The sequence below is a fragment of the Comamonas sp. wu1-DMT genome, assembly GCF_040187805.1.
Taxonomy (GTDB): Bacteria; Pseudomonadota; Gammaproteobacteria; order Burkholderiales; family Burkholderiaceae_C; genus Comamonas; species Comamonas thiooxydans.
Genome location: NZ_JBANEM010000037.1, coordinates 1 through 22,497 on the forward strand (window position 1 = coordinate 1; position 22,497 = coordinate 22,497).

A 22,497-nucleotide genomic window follows, 5' to 3' on the forward strand; every position below is an offset into this window, starting at 1 on the left:
GAACTTGAAGATCTGGCCCGCGCGGCCGACTTCGCCAATGGCTTCGGGCAGGGTCTTGCCTTCTTCGCGGGCCAGCAGCTCGCCCAGCTCCGCCTTGCGCGCCAGGATCTCCGTGCCTATCTTGTCCAGGGCGTCGGAGCGCGCCTGGATGCCCGAGGTGGACCAGGCAGGAAACGCGGCAGCGGCAGCAGCCACGGCGGCCTGCACATCGGATGCTCCGCCCTGGGCGTACGCGCCGATCAGATCGGACAGATCGCTGGGATTGGTGTTGGGGCAATAACTGTCAGCAGCCGTCCACTGGCCGTTGATCAGGTTGAGATGTGGGGTCATGGATATGCTCTTGATAGAGGAGCTTGCTGCGCCTGTTATTCATAGATATCAGCATGAAAAGCAGCTGAATTCCTGAATCAAAAAGCGCAACCAGCTCCTGTATTCACAGTCGACTCAACGGGCCCAGCGCAGCACCAGCGGATCCAGCCGGCGTGCGATGTCGATGAGCTGGCGGCGCACCTCGAGGTGCATGGGCGGCCAGGGCGAGCGCGGCGCATCGCAGGCGATCACGCCGCCTTCCTTCATCAGCGCCTTGGCGGCCAGAAAACCGGCCTGGCGGTTCTCGTGGTTGATCAGCGGCAGCCAGCGCTGGTACTCGGCAAAGGCCTTGTCCTTGTCGCCAGCGCGGTGCGCCTCGATGATGGGGCGGATGCCATCGGCGAAGCCGCCGCCGGTCATGGCGCCTGTCGCGCCGGCCTCCAGGTCGGCCAGCAACGTGATGGCTTCCTCGCCGTCCCACGGGCCTTCTATGGCTTCGCCGCCCAGTGCGATCAGCTCGCGCAATTTGCTGGCGGCACCGGCGGTTTCCATCTTGAAGTAGCTGACCTGCGCTATCTCGCGCGCCATGCGGGCCAGAAAGGCGGGCGACAGCGGCGTGCCCGCGGCCGGCGCATCCTGGACCATGATGGGAATGTCGATGGCATCGGACACGCCCTGGTAGAAGGCCTGCACCTGGGCTTCGCCAAAGCGGAAGGTAGCGCCGTGGTAGGGCGGCATCACCATCACCATGGCCGCGCCCATGTCCTGTGCGCGGCGGCTGCGTTCGGCGCAGACCTTGGTACTGGTGTGCGTGGTGGTCACGATCACGGGCACGCGGCCGGCGACATGCTCCAGTGCCGTGCGCGTGAGGGTTTCGCGCTCCTCGTCCGAGACCAGGAACTGCTCGGAGAAGTTGGCCAGGATGCACAGGCCGTCGACGCCCGAGTCGATCATGAAGTCCAGGCAGCGCTTCTGGCTGGCGAGGTCCAGCGTGCCGTCCTCGTGGAAAGTGGTGGGCACGACGGGGAAGATGCCCCGGTAACGGGGATTGGAGAGTCCGGGCATGCTGCGTCTCCTCAATCGATGATGTGGAACTGGTCGAGGTACTCGGTCTTGAGCGTGAGGCCCAGGCCCGGCACGTCGTCGCGCAGCTGCAGGAAGCCGTTGTCGGCAATCGGCTCGCCGTCGAAGATGTACCAGAACAGCTCGTTGCCGACTTCCACATCGAAGATGGGGAAGTACTCGGCCATGGGCGAGGCCAGCGTGCTCATGGTCAGGTGGTAGTTGTGCATCTGGCCCGCATGCGGGATCACAGGCACGGAATACGCCTCACACAGGGCGTTGATCTTGTGCGCCGCCGTGATGCCGCCCACACGGTTGGTGTCGTACTGCACGACGGAGACGGCCTTCCTGTCCAGCAGCTGCTTGAAGCCGTAGAGCGAAAACTCGTGCTCGCCGCCCGAGATGGGGATGATGTTCATGGCGTTGAGCTCGGCGTAGCCGTCGATGTCGTCGGCGATCACGGGCTCTTCCAGCCAGCGCGGCTCGAACCTGGCCAGCTTGGGCAGCATGCGCTTGGCGTACTCCAGGTTCCAGCCCATATAGCACTCCAGCATCAGGTCGGTGTCGTAGCCGATCACTTCGCGGATGGCCTCGACGGACTTGAGGTTCTCCTTCACACCCTCCTGCAGATGGGCGGGCCCGTAGCCGAAGCGCATCTTGAAGGCCTTGAAGCCCTGATCCAGGAATTTCTGGGCTTCCGCCTGCATCTCTTTCAGGTCGGTGCGGTAGAGCTTGCTGTAATAGCAGGGAATCTTTTCCTTGGTTCGCCCGCCCAGCAGCTTGAACACGGGCTTGTTCACGCTCTTGCCCAGGATGTCCCAGATGGCCAGGTCCACGGCCGAGATGGCGGCCATGGTCACGCCCTTGCGGCCCCAGGCATGGGTGGCACGGTACATGCGCTGCCACAGGTACTCGTAGTCCCAAGGGTCCTGACCGATGACCAGGGGCGCCAGGTACTCGTCGATGATGGCCTTGGCTATTCTTGGCGCCAGGGCCACATTGCCCAGACCGATGATGCCGTCGTCGGTTTCGATCTCGACCACGGTCCACGAATGAAAGCGGAAGGTACTCATGGACTCGGTGTTGGAGTACACCAGATCCATGGCGTTGGAGCAGAAGTTGCCCTGGGGCGGAACGGTCTTGCCCTTCCATTCATAGACACGGGCGCGGACGGACTTGATCTTCATACAGACCTCGAAAGAAAAGAGTCGGAAGGACAGGCGGCCCAAGCCGCCGGGAAAACGGGCTCAGACGGCTGGGGCAGCCTGGCGATCGCGGTGGGCGGCCCCCATGCGTGCGGCGATCTGCAGCGCCTGCCAGGTGGCTTCCACATTGGCCTTGCCCTGGCCTGCGATGTCGTAGGCCGTGCCATGGGCCGGCGTGGTGATGGGAATCGGCAGACCGCCCTGCACCGTCACCCCGCGCGAGAAGCCCAGCAGCTTGATCGCTATCTGGCCCTGGTCGTGGTACATGGTCACGATGGCCTGGTACTCGCCGGCCTGGGCCTTGAGGAAGATGGTGTCGGCCGGAAACGGGCCGTGGAACGGCGCATCGCTGGGCCAGTCGCGCGCCTGCAGGGCCTGGACTGCGGGCCCGATGATGTCGATTTCCTCGCGGCCGCAGGTGCCGCCGTCGCCGTTGTGCGGGTTGAATCCGGCAATCGCCACCTTGGGAGCAGCCAGGCCGCTGGCGCGCAAGGCCTTGTAGATCAGCTCGGCCGCCTGGCTGATGCGCTCCTGGCTCAGATAGCCGGCCACATCCTTGAGGGGTACATGCGAGGAAATACGCGAGGTCCAGAGATCACCCAGCGTGTTGAACTCGCAGAAGTAGCCGGTCACGCCCAGGTACTCGGCAAAGTGGTGCAGCTCGTCCTCGTGGCGCAGACCGCCCAGCTTCATGGCCTGCTTGTTCAAGGGCGCAAAGCAGATGGCATCGATATCACCGGCCAGGGCCGCATCCATGCATTGGTCAAGCACCTGCAGCACCGAGCGGCCGCCCGCCGCCCCCACCTGCCCCGGCACCACATCGACCTGGGCGACCGTGTCCACGGCCACAAAGGCCGGCAGCCGCGTATCGGCACGCTCGCGCGCAGCGGACAGGCCGGCCAGCGGAACCGTTGCAACCTGCAGTCCGGCGATGCGCTGGCCCTGCTCCCAGAGCCAGGGATCGCCTATCAGCACCAGGTTCGCCTGCTGCGTGGCCTGCGGCCTGGCCAGCAAACGCGCAATCAGTTCGGCGCCGATGCCGGAAGGATCGCCCAGGGTCAGGGCGACAACGGGAAGAGAAGCCTTGCTCATGCTCAGTCCAGCTTGATGTTGTTCTTGCGAATGATGTCGCCGAAGCGCTTGTACTCGGCGAGGTGAAAACTGCCGAAGTCGGCCTGGGGCATGGGCCGCAGCTCGGCACCCACGGCTTCGAGGCGGGTCTTGGTCTCGGGCATGGAGATGACCTTGTTGACCTCGTCATGCACTTTCTGCTGAACCGCCTTGGCCGTGGAAGAGGGCATGTAGATGCCGTACCAGGCGCTGATTTCCACGTCGCGCAGACCCGCTTCGGCCATGGTCGGCACCTGGGGCAGCTGAGGGTTGCGCTGGGGCGAAGTGACCGCCAGAGCACGCAGCTTGCCGGCCTTGATCTGGCCTATGACCGAGGGCATGGTGTCGAAGCTCATCTGCACCTGGCCGCTGACCAGATCGACCAGGGCCGCGGCGCTGCCCTTGTAGGGTACATGGGTGATCTGAATGCCTGCGGCATCCTTGAACACCTCGGCAGCGATATGCTGGGTGCTGCCCGTTCCACTGCTGGCGAAATTAATCTGATTGGGATTCTTCCTGGCCATGGCCACCAGCTCCGCCACCGTGTTGGCGGCAACGGAGTTGCCCACCACCAGCACATTGGGCACGGAGCCGACAAAGGCCACGGGAACCAGGTCCCGGTTGTTGTCATAGCCGAGTTTGAGCAGATGCGGTGCGATGGCATGGGCTGTGACCACGCCCATGACCATGGTGTGGCCGTCCGTGGACTTGGCCGTCATGTCCACGGCCAGCGTGTTGGAGACGCCGGGCCGGTTCTCCACGATCACCGGCTGCTTGAGCAGCGGCCCCAGCCTGTCGGCCACGGCGCGGGCCATGGCATCGGTGCCGCCTCCGGGCGCGGACCCCACCAGCATGCGCACGGGCTTGACGGGCCAGTTCGCAGAGTCCTGGGCCTGGGCCTGCCAGGGCAGCACGGCGGCGCCGCACACAGCGGCTATGGAAAGTAGATGACGTCTTTGCACATTTGTCTCCTTGGCTTTTTTATTTCATCGCAGCCCGATGCTAGGGAAGGCGCTGATATGCGTAAATTGAAAGTTATTGATTAATCGATAACCTGAAGCAATAAGAAGCCATGCCATGGGATCGATAGACAAGCGCGACAACACGCCACAGTTGCTGAACCGGCTGCGCATGCGCCAGGTGGCCTTGATACTGGCCATCGACGAGCGCCAGACCTTGCGCGCGGCAGCGGCTGAGCTCGGCCTGACCCAGCCTGCCGCCACCAAGATGCTGCAGGAGCTCGAAGACGCCCTGGGTCAGCCCCTGTTCGAGCGCGTGGGCCGGCGGCTGCAGCGCAATGCGGCCGGAGAGCGGGTGCTGGAATATTTCCGTTCGCTGCGCGGCAATATCGAGGCCCTGAATCGTGAACTGGGCGAGCTGCGCCAGGGAAGCTCGGGACGGCTGGCCGTGGGCAGCATCATGGCCGCATCGCCCGGGCGGCTCACCCAGGCCTTGCTGGAGCTGAAAAAGCAGCTGCCCCTGCTGGAGCTGGAAGTGGCCGTGGATACCAGTGATCGCTTGCTGGCCCAGTTGCGTGAAGGGGTGCTGGAGGTGGTCGTCGGGCGCATGACCAATGAAGCCGGCAGCGATTGCAGCTTTCGCGCCATCGATGACGAGCAACTGGCCTTCATCGTGTGCGAGGGACATCCGCTGCTGTCGCTGCAGCGCCCCGCTCTGCAGGCTTTGCAAGGGTATGGCTGGGTGATGCAGCCGCCTGGCAGCCCCATGCGCAGTTTGATAGAGCAGGAATTCCGCGAGCACAGTTTGCCGCTGCCACGCGGCCTGATCGAAACCGGCTCCATACTCACCACCATCAACCTGGTGCGAAGCTCGAACATGGTGGGCGTGATTCCGCGTACGGTGGCGGACCTTCATGCCGCCCACGGCATGCTGCATATCCTGCCGTATCAGACAAGGCGCAGCCTGGAGGCCTACGGCAGCCTGATACGCAAGGATAGACCTATCAGCCGATCGGCACAGATGTTCCTGGATCTGCTGCACCGTCACGACGCAGCGGCCTGAACAAAGGCCTGGCCTCCAGAAAAGTCGATTCTGCGCAAGGGCCGGTCCGATCCGGCGCCCCGTGTCCTGGCCCTCAAGCGCAATGCCCAGCCCCTCGCCTCGGGGCTGCGCATTCAGGCCCGAAGAGCACTAGCCGCCCTGGCCCAGCTCCCGACGCAATGCCGCAGCCCGGCGCGCATGCTCCGACTCGCCGGGCCGGCCCAGACTGCGGTGCAAGGCGGCAAGATTATCCAGCAGCGGCAGCAGGCGTGCATCGCTGCCACCCAGCGCCTGCTCCATCAGACCCAAGGCCTCGATGAACATGGGCTGCGCTTCCTGAAAACGACGCTTGCGGTATGCCAGGCCGGCAAGGCCGTTGAGCACGCCTGCCTCGCCCACCCGAGCCTCGGGATTTTCCTGCTGTCGGTACAGCTCTAGCGATTGGGCATATAGCGTCTGCGCCTGCTCCTCGTGGCGAAGGGCTTCGGCCATGCGCGCACGGCTGGCCAGAAGATGCGCCTGCCACAGCACATCGGGTGCATGCCGGTCGGCAATGGCCTGCGCCTGCTCGAACAATGCATGGGCTTGCGCATAGTCCTTGTTCTGCGCCCGCCACAGGCCCAGCTCGTTAAGCACCTGGGCCAGAACCAGGGCTTGCGGATCCTGCTGCATCAGCACCTCCCTGGCGCGCTCGTACTGCGCGGCAGCCTGCGCATCGTCACCCTCTCGGTGGTGCAGCCTGGCCCGGGCCAGCAAAACCGGCACCAGACTCCTGCTGCCGTCACCTGCCCGCTGCAGCAGCGCCATTGCCTGGTCCAGGGCCTGCTGCGCTGGCTGCAAGCGGCCTTGCTGCTCCTGGCTGTGCGCCAGGGCCAACAGGGCTTGCACGCGGGTCGCCACATCGGCCTGGGCCGCAGCATCGACCGGCAGGGCCGACAGTTGCTGCAGATAGGCTTGCGCCTGGTCATGTTCGTCCAGACTCGCGAGCAGATCACCCAGGGCCTGCAGCGCTTTTTCGCGCAGCGCCAGCGAGACGGTATCTGCCGGCAGGGCCTGTGCCACTTCGAGAGCCCGCCGATAGCTCTGCACTGCCTTGCGCGGTTGCTGCATGGCCTTTTGCACATTGCCCAGATTCCAGGCCACGGATGCGGTGTTGGCATGCGTGCCCAGGCTGGCCTGATTCAGCTCCAGCGCCTTGAGCAGAGACTGCTCGGCCTCGGCCTTGTGGCCGCGGGCCTGCTGGATCAGTCCGAGCAGATTCAGACTGCTGGCCATATAGGGCCGCTGCCCCTGGCGTTGCTGCTCTGCCAGCTCCAGTGCCTGACGCGCGCTCTGCTCGGCGGGTTCATACGCCTGCTCGTTCTGCTGGCGCAAGGCCTTGTCGTACAGGCCCTGCCACTGCGCAGTCTGAGCAAGCAATGGCGGGCTTGCCGCCACGCTGATCAGCAGCGCCAGCGGCACCAGAGACACCTGCACGGTCCAGGACGGCAGCCGGGTCGGCCTAGACATGAATCTCGCAATGCGTTTGCACATAGCCATGCACCGTTACAAACGCAGCTCGCGCGGCTGCTGCCGCACGCCCCCTGGCCGCAGGGTCCAGCGGCACGGCATCGAGCTGGGCGCTGAAGGCCTTCCAGCTCGGGGCTCGTCCCTGGGCATGCGGTGCCAGATGACGCGCGCCGAATTCGGCATTCAGCTCCAGCGCTGCAGCCGCCTTGAGCAAAAAGGCGGCCCCCAGGTTGGAGCCTTCCTCCACATACAGCCAGCCCAGGGCCATGGCAAGGTCCACGGCAGCACCCGGCGCGAACACCGGTGCGTCCAGATTCTGCGGCAGGGCCTGACCCAGATCGCTCAGGTCCTGGATGACCGCATTCAGACGCTGGCGCCCGACCAAACCCGGCAGCAGGCGATTGAGCTCCGGGTGGTCAAACAGTGCCGCCACATCGCGGTGAAAGCGATATTGCACCTGCAGAAATTGCGCATAGCGCTCACGGCTGGAAAAAGGCTTGGCAGCCATGATGCGCCTGTCCAGCGTGCCGTGGCTGGCGTGTGAGGCAGAACGCAGCAGAGCACTCAGCCCCTCAGCTTCTATCGTTGATGTATCCATGGGAGATTTCGCTTTCCGTCATAAAGGCGGGCACCGCCTGCTCCAGATCCGGTGCCCGCCTGCGCCTTCATCAATAGGGGTAAATGAAGGGTTTGTGGCTGAAGGTCCAGCCGCTCTTCTCGGCAATGCGGAAGGACCATTGCATGCCTTCGCTGGCCTTGTTCAGATCGGCCGCAACAGGCACGGGAGACGGCACCTGCATCACCAGGCTGAACTCCACCGTCTGGCCCTTGCGAATCACCTGAGCGTTGCTCAAACCCTGGAAGCTCAGTGCATAGCCGCTCTGCACCGAAGTCGCAGCCAGATCGGCGATGGTGTAGTCGCCGCCGAAGGCCGTCAGGCGATAGCGCTGCACCGCCATCGGCACACCGCCTTTCAGCTCATGCTGCCAGATGGGGAATGAGGCGTTCTGTACGGACGCATAGGGGAACAATTGCTGTGGTAGACGGTTGGGATGCGATTGCTCGCCCAGCGTGCCCGAATTTGTGGGCGAACCCAGGTATTCAAGCAGCAGGCTGGGATAGTTCTGACGCTCCGCGGCGTGCAGCGTCATGGCAAAAGGACCGGCAAAGGCCATGCCGTCACTGATCGCCAGCTGCAGCTCATAGGCACCAGCCACTGTGGGTGCAATGCCGATACGGTCAGGGCAGGTCCATTGACGCAGGGCCAGTCCCTTCTCGATCCAGCTGGCAAACGTGGAGACCGTCGCGCCAGGCCACTGGTTGCTGCCGGTGTTTCCGCACACATAGATGCCTTCAGGCGCCCGCAGCTTGCTGCCGGCAGGTTCACGCGACAGAGTCCACAGATAGGTCAGCGTATCACCATCCGGGTCATAGCCGTTGCCGTTGAACAGGAAGCTGTTCCAGATATCGGCAGCGTCTGGCGAATCGCCAAAGCGCAGCTGCCTGCCGGTCTGCCCGATGACCAGAGGCTGCTCCTGGGTGTAGAGAGCATCTGCCGCCAGACGCGCGATGGGCGCATTGTTCCTAGTCTTGACGATCACGCTGAGCTGCGTGTCCAGGGTGGAGACACCATCAGAGCTGGGCGTCCCATGCTCATCGGTCACGACCAGCGAGAAGGAGTACGGACCCGGTTTGTCGGCCACAAAACTGGGGTTCATGGCTGCTGCATTGCTGAGCTTGGCGGTGCTGCCATCGGGCTTGTCCAGCATGGTCCAGGCATAGCTCATGCGGTTGTTGTCGGGGTCGGTGCTGGCCTCGCCCGTCAACGTGACCGTGGTGCCCACGCCAATGGCACTCGCGCCCCCCATGACTGCGGCCTTGGCCACTGGCGGACGATTAGCACCATTGAGCACGGTAAATACCTGCGTCACCGGCTCGCTCCACTCCTTGCCGTCGTTCACGCGCAGCTGCACCACGTAGTTGCCGTAATGCGTGCCGGTGAAATTGCCCCAGGTGGGGTTGAATTTGGTGGCAGCATCAAAGCCCGCAGGCGCGGACAGCAGCGTCCACTCGCGCGTCAGCGTGTCCTCGTCCTTGTCCTGCGAATAGACGCCGGTGGGGACGACGGAGGTGCCCAGCTCAGTTTCGAAAGACTTGGCGAAGGGACGGGAAATGACGGCCACGGGCTTGGTGTTGGGCGCGCCGTCCGGCTTCTTGACCTTGACCTGAACCCCGCTGAAAGCCGTGGTCGTGCCGTCATACACCACCAGCGTCAAGCGGTAGGTGCCGGCGAAATCAGGCGTCAGCGTCGGCCTGGCCGTATTGCTGCCCTCGATCACGGCCTGTGAGCCCCAGGGCCGGCCCGCAGGAGCGAAGAACCAGCGGTATTGCAGGCTGCTGCCCTCCGCATGGGTGCTGGCCGAGCCGTCGAGCTGCACGCGCTGACCGCGCACCGCATTGTCGATATTGGAGCCGGCCTTGGCCACCGGAGCCGTGTGCATCTGGTTGGCGTTGATCCTGACCGTCACCGGCTGACTGCTCTTGCTGCCATGCGTGACCACCAGTGTGGCGCGATAAAGGCCCACCACATCGGGCAAAAAGCGCGGCTGGGAAAGATGAGGGTTGTCCAGCTCGGCCTTGCTGCCATCCGGCTTCTCCACCAGCGTCCAGTTGAAGCGAAGGTCAGCTGCGCTGCCTCCTGCGGGCGGCTGGCTGGCCGTGCCGTCCAGCTGCACCGTGGTGTTGACCAGTTGCGCCAGCTCTGGCAGCGTCACGGCCACCGGGTTGGGGTTGCGAACTTCCAGCTTGACGCTGACCTCGTTGCTCGAGGTCACGGCATCGCTCACACCGAGGCTGATGCTGTAGTTGCCGGGCAGGTCGGGCGTGAAGCTGGAGCTAGCGGCAGTCGGTGTCGCCAGCGCGGCCGTGCTGCCAGCGGGGCGCTCCGTGACTTTCCATTGATAGGTCAGTGTGCTGCCATTGGCCGGCGTGCTCGCAGAGCCGTCGAAAGTGACGGTGTCGCCGGCGCTCGCCGTGGCAGCGGAGGCCGTGACACGGGCTGTGGGACGGTTGAGATTGCCCGTGCCGCCACCATCATCACCTCCGCCTCCTCCACCGCCACAGGCGGCCAGGAGCATGGAAAGGCCAATCCCCCAAAGGACATGGCGAGACAAGAATTTCATGGCTGAAATTTCCTTTGCAATAAAGCAGGCTGATGCTGCGAAAGAATCGAAGGCAGGCACGCTGACAGGCGTGCCATGCGCGCTCAGAACTGCATGGTCACGCTCAGGCGTGCCGTGCGTCCCGGCGCCGGGACCATGCCCAGGCTCAGGGCGTCCAGGTAATAGCGATCCGTCACGTTGTCCACGTTGAAGTCCACGTTCACGCGGTCGCTGAACTTGTAGCTGGCAAAGACATCCCAGAGCACATACGAGTGCCACGGCACGACCTGGTTGAAGCCCTGGGCGGTTTCGTTGTTGAACTCCGGTGTCGGATTGCGCTTGCCCATGAAGGTGCCACGCACTCCGACGGTGAGCTTGCGCTCGAGCAGCCGCGCTCCCAGCAGGGCACTGGCGTGCCATTTGGGCGGAATCATGTTGTTGACATAGCTGTTGGCGATGCCGTAGTCGGTGCAGGTGTAGCGCCGGAAACTGCCAAAGTGGCAGGTCTCGATGAAGGTATAGCGCGTGCCGCTGGCCTCCATGAAGACCGGCCCCATGTCGTAGGAACCCGAGACCTCGAAACCGTCGAAGCTCACGCTTTCGATATTGCGCAGGGTGAAGAACTGGCGACCGGAGCCTTCTTCCCAGGTGTTGGGGAAGGTGCGGGTGAGATAGTCCTTGGTGGTGTTGCTGAAGTAGGCCAGCTTGGCGCGCAGCTTGTCGCTGCTGCGCCAGACCCCATCCTTGAGGAAGTTGATGCCGATCTCGCGGTTGAGCGTGCGCTCCGGCTTGAGGTGGATGTCCTGCGAGGGAGAGACGGAGTAGCCCGCCGTGGTCTCGAACAGGCTGGGCATGCGCATGCCACGTGCATGACGTGCATACAGCTGCACGCTGGGCGTGACATCCCATAGGGCACTGAACATGGGTGATGTGCCGTTGTTGCGGCTGTTCATCATCAGGGGATCACAGCTTCCTGTGCCCTTGCTGTCCACGCAGTAAGCGCTGTCGGGGCTGACCAGCATGGGCTTGTCATCGCGCGACTCGAAGCGGGTATGGCGCAGCCCGGCCCCCAGGGTCACGCTGGGCAGCGGCTTCCACTGAAGATCGGTGAACAGGCTCCACTCCGTGCGCCGTCCCATGCGCCCGCCTGAGCTGAGCATATTGCCGGTGGCAACGCCGTTGACCTTTTCCAGCTGCGCGGCAAGTCCGTAGTCCAGCTTGATGCCGCCAGAGTTGCCAAAGCGCATGCTGTTGCTGACGTCGAAGCCCCAGCGCTTGTAGTTTTCGGAGCCGGCGCCGAACATCTCGTTGACGGTCTCTTCCGAGTAGTTCTGATTCAGGCTGTCCGTGTTGGTGTGCCAGAGATTGCTGCTCAGGTTCAGCCAGTCATTGTTCTCGGGGTTCCAGCGGTGACGCAGGGTATAGGTGTCTGCGGTCACCTTGCTGTTGGAAGTCTGGGCCACCTGACCCAGCCACAGCAGCTGGGATGGCATCAGCTCGCCATAGGTGCTGGTGTAGCGCATATAGCCGACTTCCAGCTCCTGATCGTTGGGCAGGTACAAGCGCGTCTTGAGCAGCACCGACTCGTTCTCGTGATTGGTGTTGACAATGCGCTCGCCACCACGAAAACGCGTGGCCCCCACCACCTTGGGCACCACCTCGGTATAGAAGCCGCGGTTATAGGTTTCCGAAAGATCCAGCGAGGGCACCGGCCCCTTGGTACCCGCGTAATAGTTGCCCTGGCTGCGGCGTGCGTAGGCCGCGACGATATCGGCTTTCTCGAAGCGCTTGGCAAGCGCGATGCTGCCAGCCCAGCTCTTGGCCTGCATCAGGCCGGGCCGGTTCATGCTCTCGGTGGGTGGCACCACATTGGCAATGTTGAAGGGGCCGTCACACAGGCTGGCAATCACGCAGTTGGTCCGATAGACGCCTCCCGTGCCGTTGCTGGAACTGCCTCCGGTATTGAACCCCGCCTTGGTACCCGGTGCAGGTGCCGAGCCACTGTTGTTTCCGATCAGGCTGCCGCGCAGACGGATACCAAAGGTCTGGCCGGGGCGCACGATGTCATCGGCATTCAGGGTACGAGCGCTGACCAGCCCTCCCACTGCACCTGTGCCCTGCGCGCCCATGACAGGCCCTTTTTCAATCTGTATTCCGCCGATCAGATCAGGGTCGATATAGGAGCGCGAAGCGACGCCCGCATAGCCACGGTAGACCGTCGTTTCCTGGCGTGCACCATCGACGAGCACAGGCACACGTCCCTGCCCCTGCATGCCGCGGATGTTCACATCCAGGCCGCCGCTGTTGCGGTTCTCGCCAATCAGCACACCGGGAGTGCCCTGGAAGATATCGCCCACCGAGGTTCCGCGAAAGCGTTCGATGTCTTCGCGCTTGAGCACATTGCTGGAGCCTGCCGTGCGGTACTGCCGGTCCTTCTCATCCCGTTCGGCATCGGCCAGAACCAGCACGGTTGGCATGACACGGCCAGGTGGTTCCCCCTCCTCTGCATCCAGTGCAGCAGCTGCGTCTGCCTTGGTTCCAGACACAGGCTTCAGCCTTACCACCCCATTGCCCGCAAACACCGGCGCAAAACCGCTGTCGCGCAATAGTCTGGTCAGTGCCTCGCCCGGCGTCATCACACCCCGTACGGCCGGAGCGGACAGACCTTGCAACTTTTGCGGATCGAAGACCAGACGCAGTCCGGCCGCAGCCCCGAGAGCTACCAGCGCCTGGCCAAGGTCTCCTCTGGGAAGATCGAAATCCACGCGCGCCTGAGCGGCATTGTCCTGTGCTGACGCGGCAGGCAGGGCCGGATTTTCGTCAGCCCAGGCCTGCCCCATCAAGGCCATGCTTATGGCTATGGCTATGGACGTACGGCGTCCCTTGGCGCATTCATTGAATTGGCGACTGTATGTCTTCGGCAGAGCACTTTCGGCCCCTGTTGCCCATCGGTTCATGGCGTCCTCTGAAGTTCTGTGACCGCAAGGCAGACGCAACGCCCAATTCCTGGATGCAGCCTGCGATGCCTCTCTTCAGAGAAGACGGTTGACGCGCAAGATTCAGTAAATACGAATCAAAATTATTTTCAATAAATCAAAAGAGCACTACCACCCCTGGCAGTTGCAACAGCTGTGCCCCCAGTTCCTGAGCGATGGCCTGCACGGCCCCTGGCGCATCGGATTGCAGAAAGACGCCGCTGACGCGCCGCTGCGCCAGCACCTGGTCACGCACCACAATGCGGCTCGAGTGATAGCGATTGAGACGATCCACCACATCGGCCAGCCTCATGCGCTCGAAGACCAGCAGCCCACGCTCCCAGGACTGGCCGGCATCCTCGCTCAAATCCTGCACAGGCGTCATGCCCCGCCTGTCATAACTGACGCGTTGGCCTGGCGATAGCACCACGGCATCCTGTGGCGCATGGTCCAGCGACACCGCCACCTGGTGGAACACACCGGTCACTTGAGTTCTTTCGTCCAATCGCTCGACGATGAAGCGGGTACCCAGAGCACGGGTACGCCCGTCGGCCGCGGCAACCACAAAAGGCCGCTTCTCCGCATCGCGCCCACCGGACACCTCCACGGGCTTCGCATCGAACAAGGCTTCGCCGCGAAGCAAGGCCACATGTCGCTGTCGCGTGTCGTATCGCACGGCCACGGCGCTGTCGCCGCCCAGGTGCACGCGGCTGCCATCGGGCAGCGCCACTTCGCGCCGCTCTCCCACCCCGGTGCGGTAGTCAGCCTCAAAAGCCAGCATGATCTGGCTGCCGGCCCCCACCCACAAGGCACCTGCAGCAAATACTGCGGCCCCGGCACCTTTCCACAGCATGCGTCGCTGCACGATTCCTTGCAGCAAAGGTTTTCTCTCCGAAACCATTTCTGCGCCCTGCTCTGGCAGCAGCCCCGACTGTCCCAGCGCCCCCAGTTCGGCCCAGATGCGCTGGGCATGGGCATAAGCCTGGCGATTTGAAGCATCCGTATTCAGCCAAAGCTGCAAGGCCTGTTCATCCTCAGGCAGCCAGCCCTCGTCCGCACGACGTACCAGCCAGGCGGCAGCCTGCAGGCGGATGTCTTCAGCTGCATCGTGCAGGGATGTGGATTGAGATGAAGGATTCACAAAAAACTGCTGTCTGAATGCAAACGATTGGAGTGCATGATGGGAAGACGTTCAAGCATTGGCAAACCAGTAATTCTCATCCAAGACAAGCATCTGGAGCTCTGACACACTGCAAAGCTTCAGTGAAGCGGCAAGCGCGCCATGGCGTGGGCCAAGGCCCGCGCCAGATGCTTCTGCACCGAGCTGGTGGAGATCTTCAGCGCATCCGCCACCTGCTGATAACTTTGCTCCTGCACCCGCACGCGCATGAAGATGTCCTGAGTAAGCGGCGACAGCTCCTGCAGAGCCTCAGCCAGTTGTAGCAGACGCTGGCGGCCAGCCACCGACTGATCCGGGCCAGGCGCGGTGTCCGCTATGTGCACCAGCTCCTCTGGCGCAACCGCTGCGGTCTTGCGCGCCTCCTGCTGGCGAGCCATGTCGACGAGCATATTGCGCGCCATCTGGAACAGATACGCCCGGGCATCCTGCACAGGCGCAACCGCCGTGACCTCGATGAAGCGCAGGAAAATCTCCTGCAGCATGTCCTGAGCCACATGCATATCGTGCACGCGGTAGGTGAGCCAGGCCAGCAATTCCCGGCGGTGGGCAATGAAGATACTTTGAGGATCGCTGGACATGATGAAGACGTGGATTGTATCCATGATTGAGAATGAATCTCATTCATGAAGCAATGAAGCCTACACCTTGCCGAGCAGCACAGACTGCTCCCCGAAGCTGATGTTCTAGATGGCGACAGTCCCTCGGAATTTTTTCTCTCGCGCCTCCAAAGAGACAGCACCTCGGTAGACCTGCTTCTACTCGGGACTTCGACGCACTTGAAACCGAGCCGCTTTTGTAGATCGCTCGTCATCTATCGACTGTCGAATCTGTCTTTGCTGCGCTCAATGTCTGATGTCAACATCGGCTGCCATTCGCTTTGACGCTTCAACCTGCCTGAAGCGGTCAGCTGTGAATATCTGCGGGATGACTGGTTCTGAATGAAGGTACGACAACTATAGGGATACCCGAAGCAGGCAGTTGCTTCGCACGAAGACTCGAGAGCGGCTTGAAAAGATATGAAGTCCCACGAAAACCAGACCCTCCCGGTTGAACATCTAGTCCAGCCAAGGCGCCACATCCTTGCCCATGCGCACAGCCAGCTTCTTCAGTCGGGGAAGATAGCGGGCAAGCAACTCTTCCCTGGCGACAGCAGACTTCGGAAAGACCAGATTCAGACCTCCGATCAAACGACGTCCACACTTCAATGGCACCGCGACCGCTCCAAACGGCGCTTGCTGATGCCAATCACCATCGCTGATGCCATATCCTCGCTGGCGCGTCTCTTCAATCAAACGCTCTACCGATGCTCTATCCCTTGCCATGGCACCAGTCGCATCGTCACGCTGAGCGAGCAACGAAAGCAAGCCTTCCTTCTCATCTTTGGTGCAAGACGCCAGATAGGCTCGTCCCATAGCCGTGAAGAACAGCGGCAATTTTTCTCCGATCATGCCGCGATGCTGAGACAACCGGCTGAAACGGTGCGTGCTTTCACGCACAACCATAAAGCCGCCTTCCACGGTCCCCAGATCGCAAGGCCAAAGCAGCTCGGGCACGGCAGCACGCATCAGCGGTAGTGCGACCTGCTCAACCCAGGCATCATCGACAAGCCCTTCGCTAAGGCTGCGCACTGCAAAAGTCAGGTAGTACTGCCCGTCTTTCTCACCCCTGCGCACGAAACCCTCCGCCCGCAAGGTCTCCATCAATCGCTTGACGGTGGTGCGATGAATATCGCATGCCTGTGCCAGTGCCGTGGTTGAAGCGATGCCGCCAGGGGCTCTATTCATTGCCTGCAGCAGAGCCAGGCCTCGCGACAAGCTGCGTACATCCTTGTAGTCATTCATGGGACTGTGCTCAAAAGTGAAGATTTCTTGGGAGTTCCCAAGTATGAATACCGCAAACCATACGGCGCAATCGCCGGGTGCTCTGCTGCTGCGCTCAATGAATATTCCCGACTCGATGCTCAACCGCGCGCAGCTTTGCCATTCATCACCCCGACGCCCACCTTGCGAGTCTCACTTCAACTGATTGGTAGCCGGCGCAAGCGGTGACAGCAAGGGTATGCACCTAGCAATATGTGCACCAGGTGCACACTGTTTTCAGACTCCTCGAGTGTTTTGACAATTATCAAAACAGCACTCGATGCGCTCACCCAATACGGAGACTGAAAATGAACGCCCCCCAAGAAAACCAAGCGAGTCAAGACGATGCCGATGTCCTGATCATTGGCGCTGGCCCGGTAGGGCTGACACTGGCAAACACTCTGGGGATGGCTGGCGTACGCGTCATCGTGGCAGAGAAGCTGCCGCAGATTATTGACTACCCCCGAGCCATCGGCATTGACGACGAATCGCTGCGCACGCTGCAGGCGGCGGGTCTGTCCGATCAGGTACAGGCACACATCACCCCTCATCACTGGATGCGCTTCTACACCGCCAGCGGCCAGTGCTTTGCCTCGATCGAACCTCGCACCGACGAGTACGGATGGTCCCGCCGCAATGCCTTCATCCAGCCTCAGGTGGACGACATCCTGTACCGGGGTCTGCAGCGCTTTGAACAGGTCCAGGTACTGCTGGGTCAGGAGCTGCACAGCTTTACCCAGGACGATGCTGGCGTCACCGCCACTCTCAGGAGTTCCGAGGGCGTAGAGCGCACACTGCGCGCCAAGTACCTGGTCGCCAGCGATGGAGGCAACAGTCTGGTGCGTCGCACGCTGAACGTGCCCTTTGAGGGCCGCACCAAACCCAATCAATGGATTGTTGTTGATGTACGCAATGACCCCCTGGGAACCCCTCATATCGACATGCATTGCGACCCGGAGCGCCCCTACGTCTCTGCAGCCCTGCCACATGGCATCCGCCGCTTTGAATTCATGGTCATGCCCGGGGAGACCGAAGAGCAGCTCTCAAAGCCGGAGAATCTTGCCCAGCTGATGCGCAAGGTCGTCGCTGATCCAGACAAGGTCGACTACATCCGCAAGCGCGTGTATACGCACAACGCACGGCTGGCGGCGCAGTTTCGGGTCGGGCGAATCTTGCTGGCAGGCGATGCCGCGCACATCATGCCGGTCTGGCAGGGCCAGGGCTACAACAGCGGCATGCGGGATGCAAGCAATCTCGCCTGGAAGCTGGCCATGGTCATCAAGGGAGAGGCCAGCAGCAGCCTGCTGGATAGCTACGAACAGGAACGCCGCGACCATGCCCGCAGCATGATCCATTTGTCTGAAGTGGCAGGTGACATCTTTGCCCCTGAAAGCCATACCGCCGCCAAAGTACGCGACACGGTGATGCTTGCCCTGAACGCTGTGCCGCCAGTCAAGCAGTACTTCGCCGAGATGCGCTTCAAACCCATGCCGCGCTACGAGCAGGGCGTGGTGCTGCACCACACGGGCACCGGCAATCAAGGAGCCAGGACACCGTTCGCAGGCCTGCTGGACCGCTCGGGCAACACGCCCTTGAGCCGCCTTCTGGGCCTGATGGCGGAAAAGAAGGAGTCTCTGGTGGGGCGTCTGGTGCATGGTCTGGAGACGGCAGCGTCCAGTCCCGTAGGCCGGATGTTCATTCAGCCTCGTGTTGCCACTGCAAATGGCCACTCTGGCCTGCTGGATGACTTTGTTGGACTGAATTTCTGCATTCTGGCCTGGGGTACGGACCCCAGCTATGGCATGGACGAAGAGGCTCTGAATTTCTGGCAGCGCCTTGGCGCCTGCTTCATTCGTGCCATGCCCTCTGGCCAGCTGCTTCATCCAACGCCAACCCGCGATGGCGTGCTGACCGTCGGCGACGAACAAGGCCGCCTCAAGGACTGGTTCAGCGCCCAGGGCAAGTCGGTGGTGTTCGTGCGCCCGGACCGCTTTGTCGCGGCGCTGGCATCTCCGCAGGAGGTCAGCACTGTCACCCGTCAGATGGCCCGGGTACTGCATTCTCCACTGGAGGCATGAAGATGAGTGGTAGCGCCATCGCCACTGCGCGCCGGGCATTTCTTGGCATGTCGCACTCGCCTTTGCTCGGTCTCAATCCTGTCGCTGCAGACGATCAGATCGCTATCGACAAGGCGATTGCTGCGGCGCGCGCGGCCGTTCATGAGTTCGCGCCAGAACTCATCGTGCTGCTGGGGCCAGATCACTACAACGGCTTCTTCAATGAGCTGATGCCGCCGTTCTGCATCGGCAGCCAGGCAACGGCCGTGGGCGACTATCTGTCCCCAGCCGGCCCCCTCAATGTGGCAGGAGAACTGGCCATAGCGCTGGCCGACCACCTGATGGACAAACATTTCGATATCGCGGTGTCGCGGCGCATGTGGGTCGATCACGGCTTTTCGCAGGCCCTGCAGTTTCTGTGGGGGGACGAGATGGACACACCGCCTGTCATTCCCATCTTCATGAACGCAGTAGCCCAACCCGGTATTGCACGCATGGCCCGATGCAAGGCACTGGGAGAAGGCATTGGCAGCTTTCTCGACCGGTTGCCGCTGCGCGCACTGCTGATTGGTTCGGGCGGGCTGTCGCACGAGCCTCCCGTCCCGACACTGGCCCATCCTGACCCTGCCGTACGCGAGCGCATTACTGTCCGCTCCACCCCCACAGAGCAGGAGCGCGAGCTCAAGACCGAGCGCGTCAAGGCCGCCGGTCTGGCTCTGGCCAATGGCGACAGCTGGATGAAGCCGCTCAACCCCGAGTGGGATCTGCAATGGATGGACGCCATGGCCAGCGGCCAGCTGGACGGCCTATGTGAGATGAGCGAAGCCTCGATCGGCGCCACGGCCGGCAACTCTGCCCATGAGTCCAAGACCTGGCTGGCGGCGCGGTCCGCCCTGCCTGCCAACACCCGTCTGCCTTGTCCGGTACGGACCTACCGCGCCATTCCATCGCTCATTGCGGGCTATGGCGTGATGTTCATGCACCACTGATCCTCATTCTTTCATGACTGCCATGCCGACCACTACGCAAATACAGGCCTGGGCCGAACGCCTGCGCCACGCGGAAGCCACCGCCACCCCCATTGCTCCCCTGCGCGAGGAAATCACCGACAACGACAGCGCCTATGCCGTGCAACTGGCCAATGTGCAATATGCACTGAGTCAGGGCCGCCGGATCGTGGGTCGCAAGATCGGGCTGACATCCCTTGCCGTGCAAAAGCAGCTGGGCGTAGACCAACCCGACTTCGGCACGCTGTTCGCCGACATGCTCTATGGCGACGATGAGGTCGTGCCCCTGTCGCGGACGCTTCAGCCCAAGGTCGAGGCCGAGGTGGCGCTGGTACTGGCCAAGGATCTGGAGCGGCCCGACACCACGCTGGTGGATGTCATCAGCGCCACCGCCTATGTGCTTCCGGCCATCGAGATCGTGGGCAGCCGCATTGCCGACTGGAACATCCGCTTCATTGACACCGTGGCCGACAACGCGTCCAGCGGTCTGGTCGTGCTGGGCGCCGTACCGACTGCGCTCAACGCACTGGATCTCAAGCTGTGCGAGATGCAGATGACGCGCAATGGCGATGTCGTCTCCACCGGATCCGGTGGAGCCTGCCTGGGCCATCCCCTGAATGCCGCCGTTTGGCTGGCCCGCCGACTCGCCAGTCTCGGCCAGGCGCTGCGAGCCGGTGACCTCGTGCTGACCGGCGCCCTGGGTCCCATGGTCGCCGTGAATGCCGGCGATCGTTTCGAAGCCCGCATCAGCGGCATCGGCTCGGTGTGCGCGCAGTTCGAAGGCTAGATCTTCTCGAAAGCATTCCCCGCCCCCGTTTTCCATTGCTCATAACGATTATTCAGGAGACAAATCATGTGGAACCGACGTCAATTGTTCGCAGCCGGTGCTGCCTCGCTCGCTGCCTGCGTGGGTACACCCGCCATCGCGCAGAATTTCCCCAACCGTGCCGTGACCATGGTCGTCCCCTTCCCGGCCGGAGGCATCACCGATGCGGTGGCTCGTGCGCTGGCCAGCAAGATGGGGGAGCAGCTTGGCAAGCCTGTCATCGTTGACAACCGGCCCGGCGGTGGCGGCCAGATTGCTGCCGCCTATGTGCGCCAGCAAGCGGCCGACGGCCATACCCTGTATGTCGGTGCCACCGAGATGTTTGCCATCAACCCCTCGTTGTTTCGCAATTTCTCCTATGACCCGCTGAAGGATTTCACCCCCGTCACGTCGCTGATTGCTTCGCCCTTGGTGCTTGTCGTTCCTGCCAATAGTTCACTGACCAGCGTCAAGGAACTCATAGCCCAGGCCAAGAGCCGCAAGGACGGACTGAACTTCGCCTCGCAGGGCATGGGCTCCATCGGACATCTTCTCGGAGAGACCTTTCGGGGCAAGGTGGGTGGAAAGTTCAATCATGTGGCCTACAAAGGCTCGGCACCCGCGCTGCAGGATGTGATGGGGGGACAGGTGGACTTCATGTTCGACCCGGTTATCACCACCGCCCCTCTGGTGGCCGGCAAGAAGCTCAAGCCCCTGGCGATTGCGGCCGACAAGCGCTCGCCACAAATGCCTGAGGTGCCGACCCTGGCCGAGCTCGGCGTATCCGGCGTGAATGCCGGTGTGTGGTTCGGGGCTGTGGTCAAGACAGGCACGACCGCAGTTGTGGTTGAACGTCTGAACGATGCCATCCACCAGGCCATGAAGGACCCCGAAGTGGTCAAGCGTTTTGCCGATCAAGGCATGCAGGCTTTCCCCTCAACCCCGGCCCAGTTTGGCAGCTTCATGCAGTCGGAACTGACCAAATGGGGTCCTCTGGTCAAGGCCAGCGGCGCTTCGATCGAGTGAGCAGGGAGCCAATCTTGCATCGTAGAACTCTTTTGCAGTCGGCCCTGGGCTTGGGCAGCCTGACGATCGGCGGCCTCAGCGCGGCACAGGCCTTTCCCAGCAAGCCCGTCACACTCGTGCTGCCGTTTTCCGCCGGCGGCATCAGCGATGTCATGGCCCGAGCCCTCGGTCAGCACATGGCCCATCAGCTGGGCAAGCCCGTGATTGTTGACAACAAGCCTGGTGCAGGAGGGCAGATTGCGGCCAGCGCCGTGCTTCAACAGGCAGCCGATGGTCACACCGTGTATGTGGCTGGCACCGCCATGTTTGCCATCAACCAGACGCTGTTTCGCAAATTTGCCTACGACCCCGTCAAGGATTTCGAGCCGGTAACGTCTCTGGTCACCTCTCCTCTGGTGCTCGTGGTTGCGGCCGACAGTCCCGTCAGGACGCTGAGCGAGCTGGTGGCGCTTTCCCGCAGCAGCAAGCAAGGCCTGACATTTGCATCACAAGGCCTGGGCTCCATCGGCCACCTGCTGGGGGAGCTGTTTCGCAGCAAAACCGGTGGAAGCATGTCTCATGTGGCCTACAAAGGCTCGGTGCCGGCACTGCAGGACGTGATGACAAACCGGGTCGACTTCATGTTCGATCCCACGAGTTCAACCGAAGCGCTGATCCGGGGCAGAAAGCTGCGCGCGCTGGCGATTGCCTCTGCAAGACGCAGTCCCCAACTGCCCGATGTTCCCACCATGGCGGAGCTGGGAGTGTCCGGAATCGATGCAGGCGTGTGGTTCGGTGCAACCGTGCGAAGTGGAACTCCTGCCACAGTGGTCCAGACATTGAACCGTGCCCTGGTCGCAGCCTTGCAGGACCCGGGCATACAGAAACGCTTCGAAAGCCAGGGCATGCAGGCCTATCCGCAAACCCCGGAGCAATTCAAGCAATTCATCCACAGCGAGATCGCACGCTGGGCACCGCTGATCCAGTCCAGCGGAGCTGGTATCGACTGATTTTTCTCTGAAGGTAAACGCTATGACGCGCAAACTCAAGGCCGCCATCATCGGCAGCGGCAATATCGGCACGGATCTGATGATCAAGATCCTGCGCCATGGCAAGAACATCGAGATGGGCGCCATGGTCGGCATTGACCCTAACTCCGACGGTCTGGCCCGCGCCGCCCGCATGGGCGTGGCCACCACCCACGAAGGCGTGGAAGGCCTCACGCGCATGCCCGGGTTTGCAGAGATCGACT

At 62.4% G+C, this 22,497-nt stretch carries 18 protein-coding genes and 1 pseudogene; 7 read left to right on the forward strand and 12 right to left on the reverse strand.

Annotated elements, in window-relative coordinates; all coding sequences use genetic code 11:
- The 5 genes from V8Z78_RS26525 to V8Z78_RS26545 all read right to left on the reverse strand — a co-directional run.
- Window positions 1–330 (reverse strand): aldehyde dehydrogenase family protein (locus V8Z78_RS26525; RefSeq protein ID WP_349732475.1); only part of this gene is annotated, 330 nt, incomplete at its 3' end.
- Between the two features lie 114 nt (window positions 331–444).
- Complete coding sequence (locus tag V8Z78_RS26530; protein ID WP_280031470.1) at window positions 445–1,374, reverse strand: dihydrodipicolinate synthase family protein; 930 nt, start codon at window positions 1,372–1,374, stop codon at window positions 445–447.
- An 11-nt stretch (window positions 1,375–1,385) separates the two neighbouring features.
- Entirely contained in the window at window positions 1,386–2,558 is a 1,173-nt protein-coding gene (locus tag V8Z78_RS26535; RefSeq protein WP_003071411.1) for an L-rhamnonate dehydratase, read from the reverse strand.
- A 60-nt stretch (window positions 2,559–2,618) separates the two neighbouring features.
- A complete protein-coding gene (locus V8Z78_RS26540; protein ID WP_046461833.1) occupies window positions 2,619–3,668 on the reverse strand; it encodes a 4-hydroxythreonine-4-phosphate dehydrogenase PdxA in 1,050 nt (349 codons plus the stop codon).
- Window positions 3,669–3,670: 2 nt separating this feature from the next.
- On the reverse strand, window positions 3,671–4,648 hold the full coding sequence (locus V8Z78_RS26545; protein ID WP_034363697.1) for a Bug family tripartite tricarboxylate transporter substrate binding protein: 978 nt from the start codon (window positions 4,646–4,648) through the stop codon (window positions 3,671–3,673).
- A gap of 115 nt (window positions 4,649–4,763) precedes the next feature.
- On the opposite strand from V8Z78_RS26545, the gene V8Z78_RS26550 reads away from it, so the two are divergent.
- Window positions 4,764–5,708, forward strand: coding sequence for a LysR family transcriptional regulator (locus V8Z78_RS26550; RefSeq protein WP_279086690.1), 945 nt, complete (start codon window positions 4,764–4,766; stop codon window positions 5,706–5,708).
- A gap of 129 nt (window positions 5,709–5,837) precedes the next feature.
- Here V8Z78_RS26550 and V8Z78_RS26555 read toward each other — a convergent pair whose 3' ends face one another.
- From V8Z78_RS26555 to V8Z78_RS26585, 7 genes are all read right to left on the reverse strand, one after another.
- Window positions 5,838–7,196 carry a tetratricopeptide repeat protein gene (locus V8Z78_RS26555; RefSeq protein WP_349732476.1) on the reverse strand — a complete coding sequence of 453 codons (1,359 nt, stop codon included), beginning with the start codon at window positions 7,194–7,196 and terminating at the stop codon, window positions 5,838–5,840.
- A complete protein-coding gene (locus tag V8Z78_RS26560; RefSeq protein ID WP_349732477.1) occupies window positions 7,189–7,794 on the reverse strand; it encodes a biliverdin-producing heme oxygenase in 606 nt (201 codons plus the stop codon). The genes V8Z78_RS26555 and V8Z78_RS26560 overlap by 8 nt, the downstream gene beginning before the upstream one ends.
- A 70-nt stretch (window positions 7,795–7,864) precedes the next feature.
- Entirely contained in the window at window positions 7,865–10,378 is a 2,514-nt protein-coding gene (locus V8Z78_RS26565) for a PKD domain-containing protein (protein ID WP_349732478.1), read from the reverse strand.
- A gap of 83 nt (window positions 10,379–10,461) precedes the next feature.
- Window positions 10,462–13,206, reverse strand: coding sequence for a TonB-dependent receptor (locus V8Z78_RS26570; RefSeq protein ID WP_349732479.1), 2,745 nt, complete (start codon window positions 13,204–13,206; stop codon window positions 10,462–10,464).
- A 244-nt stretch (window positions 13,207–13,450) separates the two neighbouring features.
- Complete coding sequence (locus V8Z78_RS26575; RefSeq protein ID WP_179626798.1) at window positions 13,451–14,473, reverse strand: FecR family protein; 1,023 nt, start codon at window positions 14,471–14,473, stop codon at window positions 13,451–13,453.
- Between the two features lie 119 nt (window positions 14,474–14,592).
- The gene (locus tag V8Z78_RS26580; protein WP_003071386.1) at window positions 14,593–15,114 is read right to left on the reverse strand and encodes an RNA polymerase sigma factor; all 522 of its coding nucleotides are present in this window, start codon (window positions 15,112–15,114) and stop codon (window positions 14,593–14,595) included.
- Between the two features lie 453 nt (window positions 15,115–15,567).
- On the reverse strand, window positions 15,568–16,476 hold the full coding sequence (locus V8Z78_RS26585) for a DNA-binding transcriptional regulator (RefSeq protein ID WP_237704533.1): 909 nt from the start codon (window positions 16,474–16,476) through the stop codon (window positions 15,568–15,570).
- A 203-nt stretch (window positions 16,477–16,679) separates the two neighbouring features.
- Here V8Z78_RS26585 and V8Z78_RS26590 point away from each other — a divergent pair, with 203 nt between their 5' ends.
- From V8Z78_RS26590 to V8Z78_RS26615, 6 genes and pseudogenes are all read left to right on the forward strand, one after another.
- The gene (locus tag V8Z78_RS26590) at window positions 16,680–18,449 is read left to right on the forward strand and encodes a bifunctional 3-(3-hydroxy-phenyl)propionate/3-hydroxycinnamic acid hydroxylase (protein WP_003071381.1); all 1,770 of its coding nucleotides are present in this window, start codon (window positions 16,680–16,682) and stop codon (window positions 18,447–18,449) included.
- A 2-nt stretch (window positions 18,450–18,451) separates the two neighbouring features.
- Window positions 18,452–19,417, forward strand: coding sequence for a 3-carboxyethylcatechol 2,3-dioxygenase (locus V8Z78_RS26595; protein ID WP_349732480.1), 966 nt, complete (start codon window positions 18,452–18,454; stop codon window positions 19,415–19,417).
- Window positions 19,418–19,430: 13 nt separating this feature from the next.
- Window positions 19,431–20,222: a 2-keto-4-pentenoate hydratase gene (mhpD, locus tag V8Z78_RS26600; protein WP_003071375.1), complete on the forward strand. Its 792-nt coding sequence runs from the start codon at window positions 19,431–19,433 to the stop codon at window positions 20,220–20,222.
- Between the two features lie 66 nt (window positions 20,223–20,288).
- The gene (locus tag V8Z78_RS26605; protein ID WP_046461840.1) at window positions 20,289–21,266 is read left to right on the forward strand and encodes a Bug family tripartite tricarboxylate transporter substrate binding protein; all 978 of its coding nucleotides are present in this window, start codon (window positions 20,289–20,291) and stop codon (window positions 21,264–21,266) included.
- A gap of 14 nt (window positions 21,267–21,280) precedes the next feature.
- Window positions 21,281–22,255: a Bug family tripartite tricarboxylate transporter substrate binding protein gene (locus tag V8Z78_RS26610; RefSeq protein ID WP_223305701.1), complete on the forward strand. Its 975-nt coding sequence runs from the start codon at window positions 21,281–21,283 to the stop codon at window positions 22,253–22,255.
- Between the two features lie 22 nt (window positions 22,256–22,277).
- Window positions 22,278–22,497, forward strand: a pseudogene (locus tag V8Z78_RS26615) (acetaldehyde dehydrogenase); the annotation flags it as partial.

Bases quoted from the DNA above. Each gene is read 5' to 3' on its own strand.
- V8Z78_RS26530 (WP_280031470.1), bottom strand. From the start codon at position 1,374: ATGCCCGGACTCTCCAATCCCCGTTACCGGGGCATCTTCCCCGTCGTG.
- V8Z78_RS26535 (WP_003071411.1), bottom strand. From the start codon at position 2,558: ATGAAGATCAAGTCCGTCCGCGCCCGTGTCTATGAATGGAAGGGCAAG.
- V8Z78_RS26540 (WP_046461833.1), bottom strand. From the start codon at position 3,668: ATGAGCAAGGCTTCTCTTCCCGTTGTCGCCCTGACCCTGGGCGATCCT.
- V8Z78_RS26550 (WP_279086690.1), top strand. From the start codon at position 4,764: ATGGGATCGATAGACAAGCGCGACAACACGCCACAGTTGCTGAACCGG.
- V8Z78_RS26555 (WP_349732476.1), bottom strand. From the start codon at position 7,196: ATGTCTAGGCCGACCCGGCTGCCGTCCTGGACCGTGCAGGTGTCTCTG.
- V8Z78_RS26560 (WP_349732477.1), bottom strand. From the start codon at position 7,794: ATGGATACATCAACGATAGAAGCTGAGGGGCTGAGTGCTCTGCTGCGT.
- V8Z78_RS26565 (WP_349732478.1), bottom strand. From the start codon at position 10,378: ATGAAATTCTTGTCTCGCCATGTCCTTTGGGGGATTGGCCTTTCCATG.
- V8Z78_RS26570 (WP_349732479.1), bottom strand. From the start codon at position 13,206: ATGGCCTTGATGGGGCAGGCCTGGGCTGACGAAAATCCGGCCCTGCCT.
- V8Z78_RS26580 (WP_003071386.1), bottom strand. From the start codon at position 15,114: ATGGATACAATCCACGTCTTCATCATGTCCAGCGATCCTCAAAGTATC.
- V8Z78_RS26590 (WP_003071381.1), top strand. From the start codon at position 16,680: ATGAACGCCCCCCAAGAAAACCAAGCGAGTCAAGACGATGCCGATGTC.
- V8Z78_RS26595 (WP_349732480.1), top strand. From the start codon at position 18,452: ATGAGTGGTAGCGCCATCGCCACTGCGCGCCGGGCATTTCTTGGCATG.
- mhpD (WP_003071375.1), top strand. From the start codon at position 19,431: ATGACTGCCATGCCGACCACTACGCAAATACAGGCCTGGGCCGAACGC.
- V8Z78_RS26605 (WP_046461840.1), top strand. From the start codon at position 20,289: ATGTGGAACCGACGTCAATTGTTCGCAGCCGGTGCTGCCTCGCTCGCT.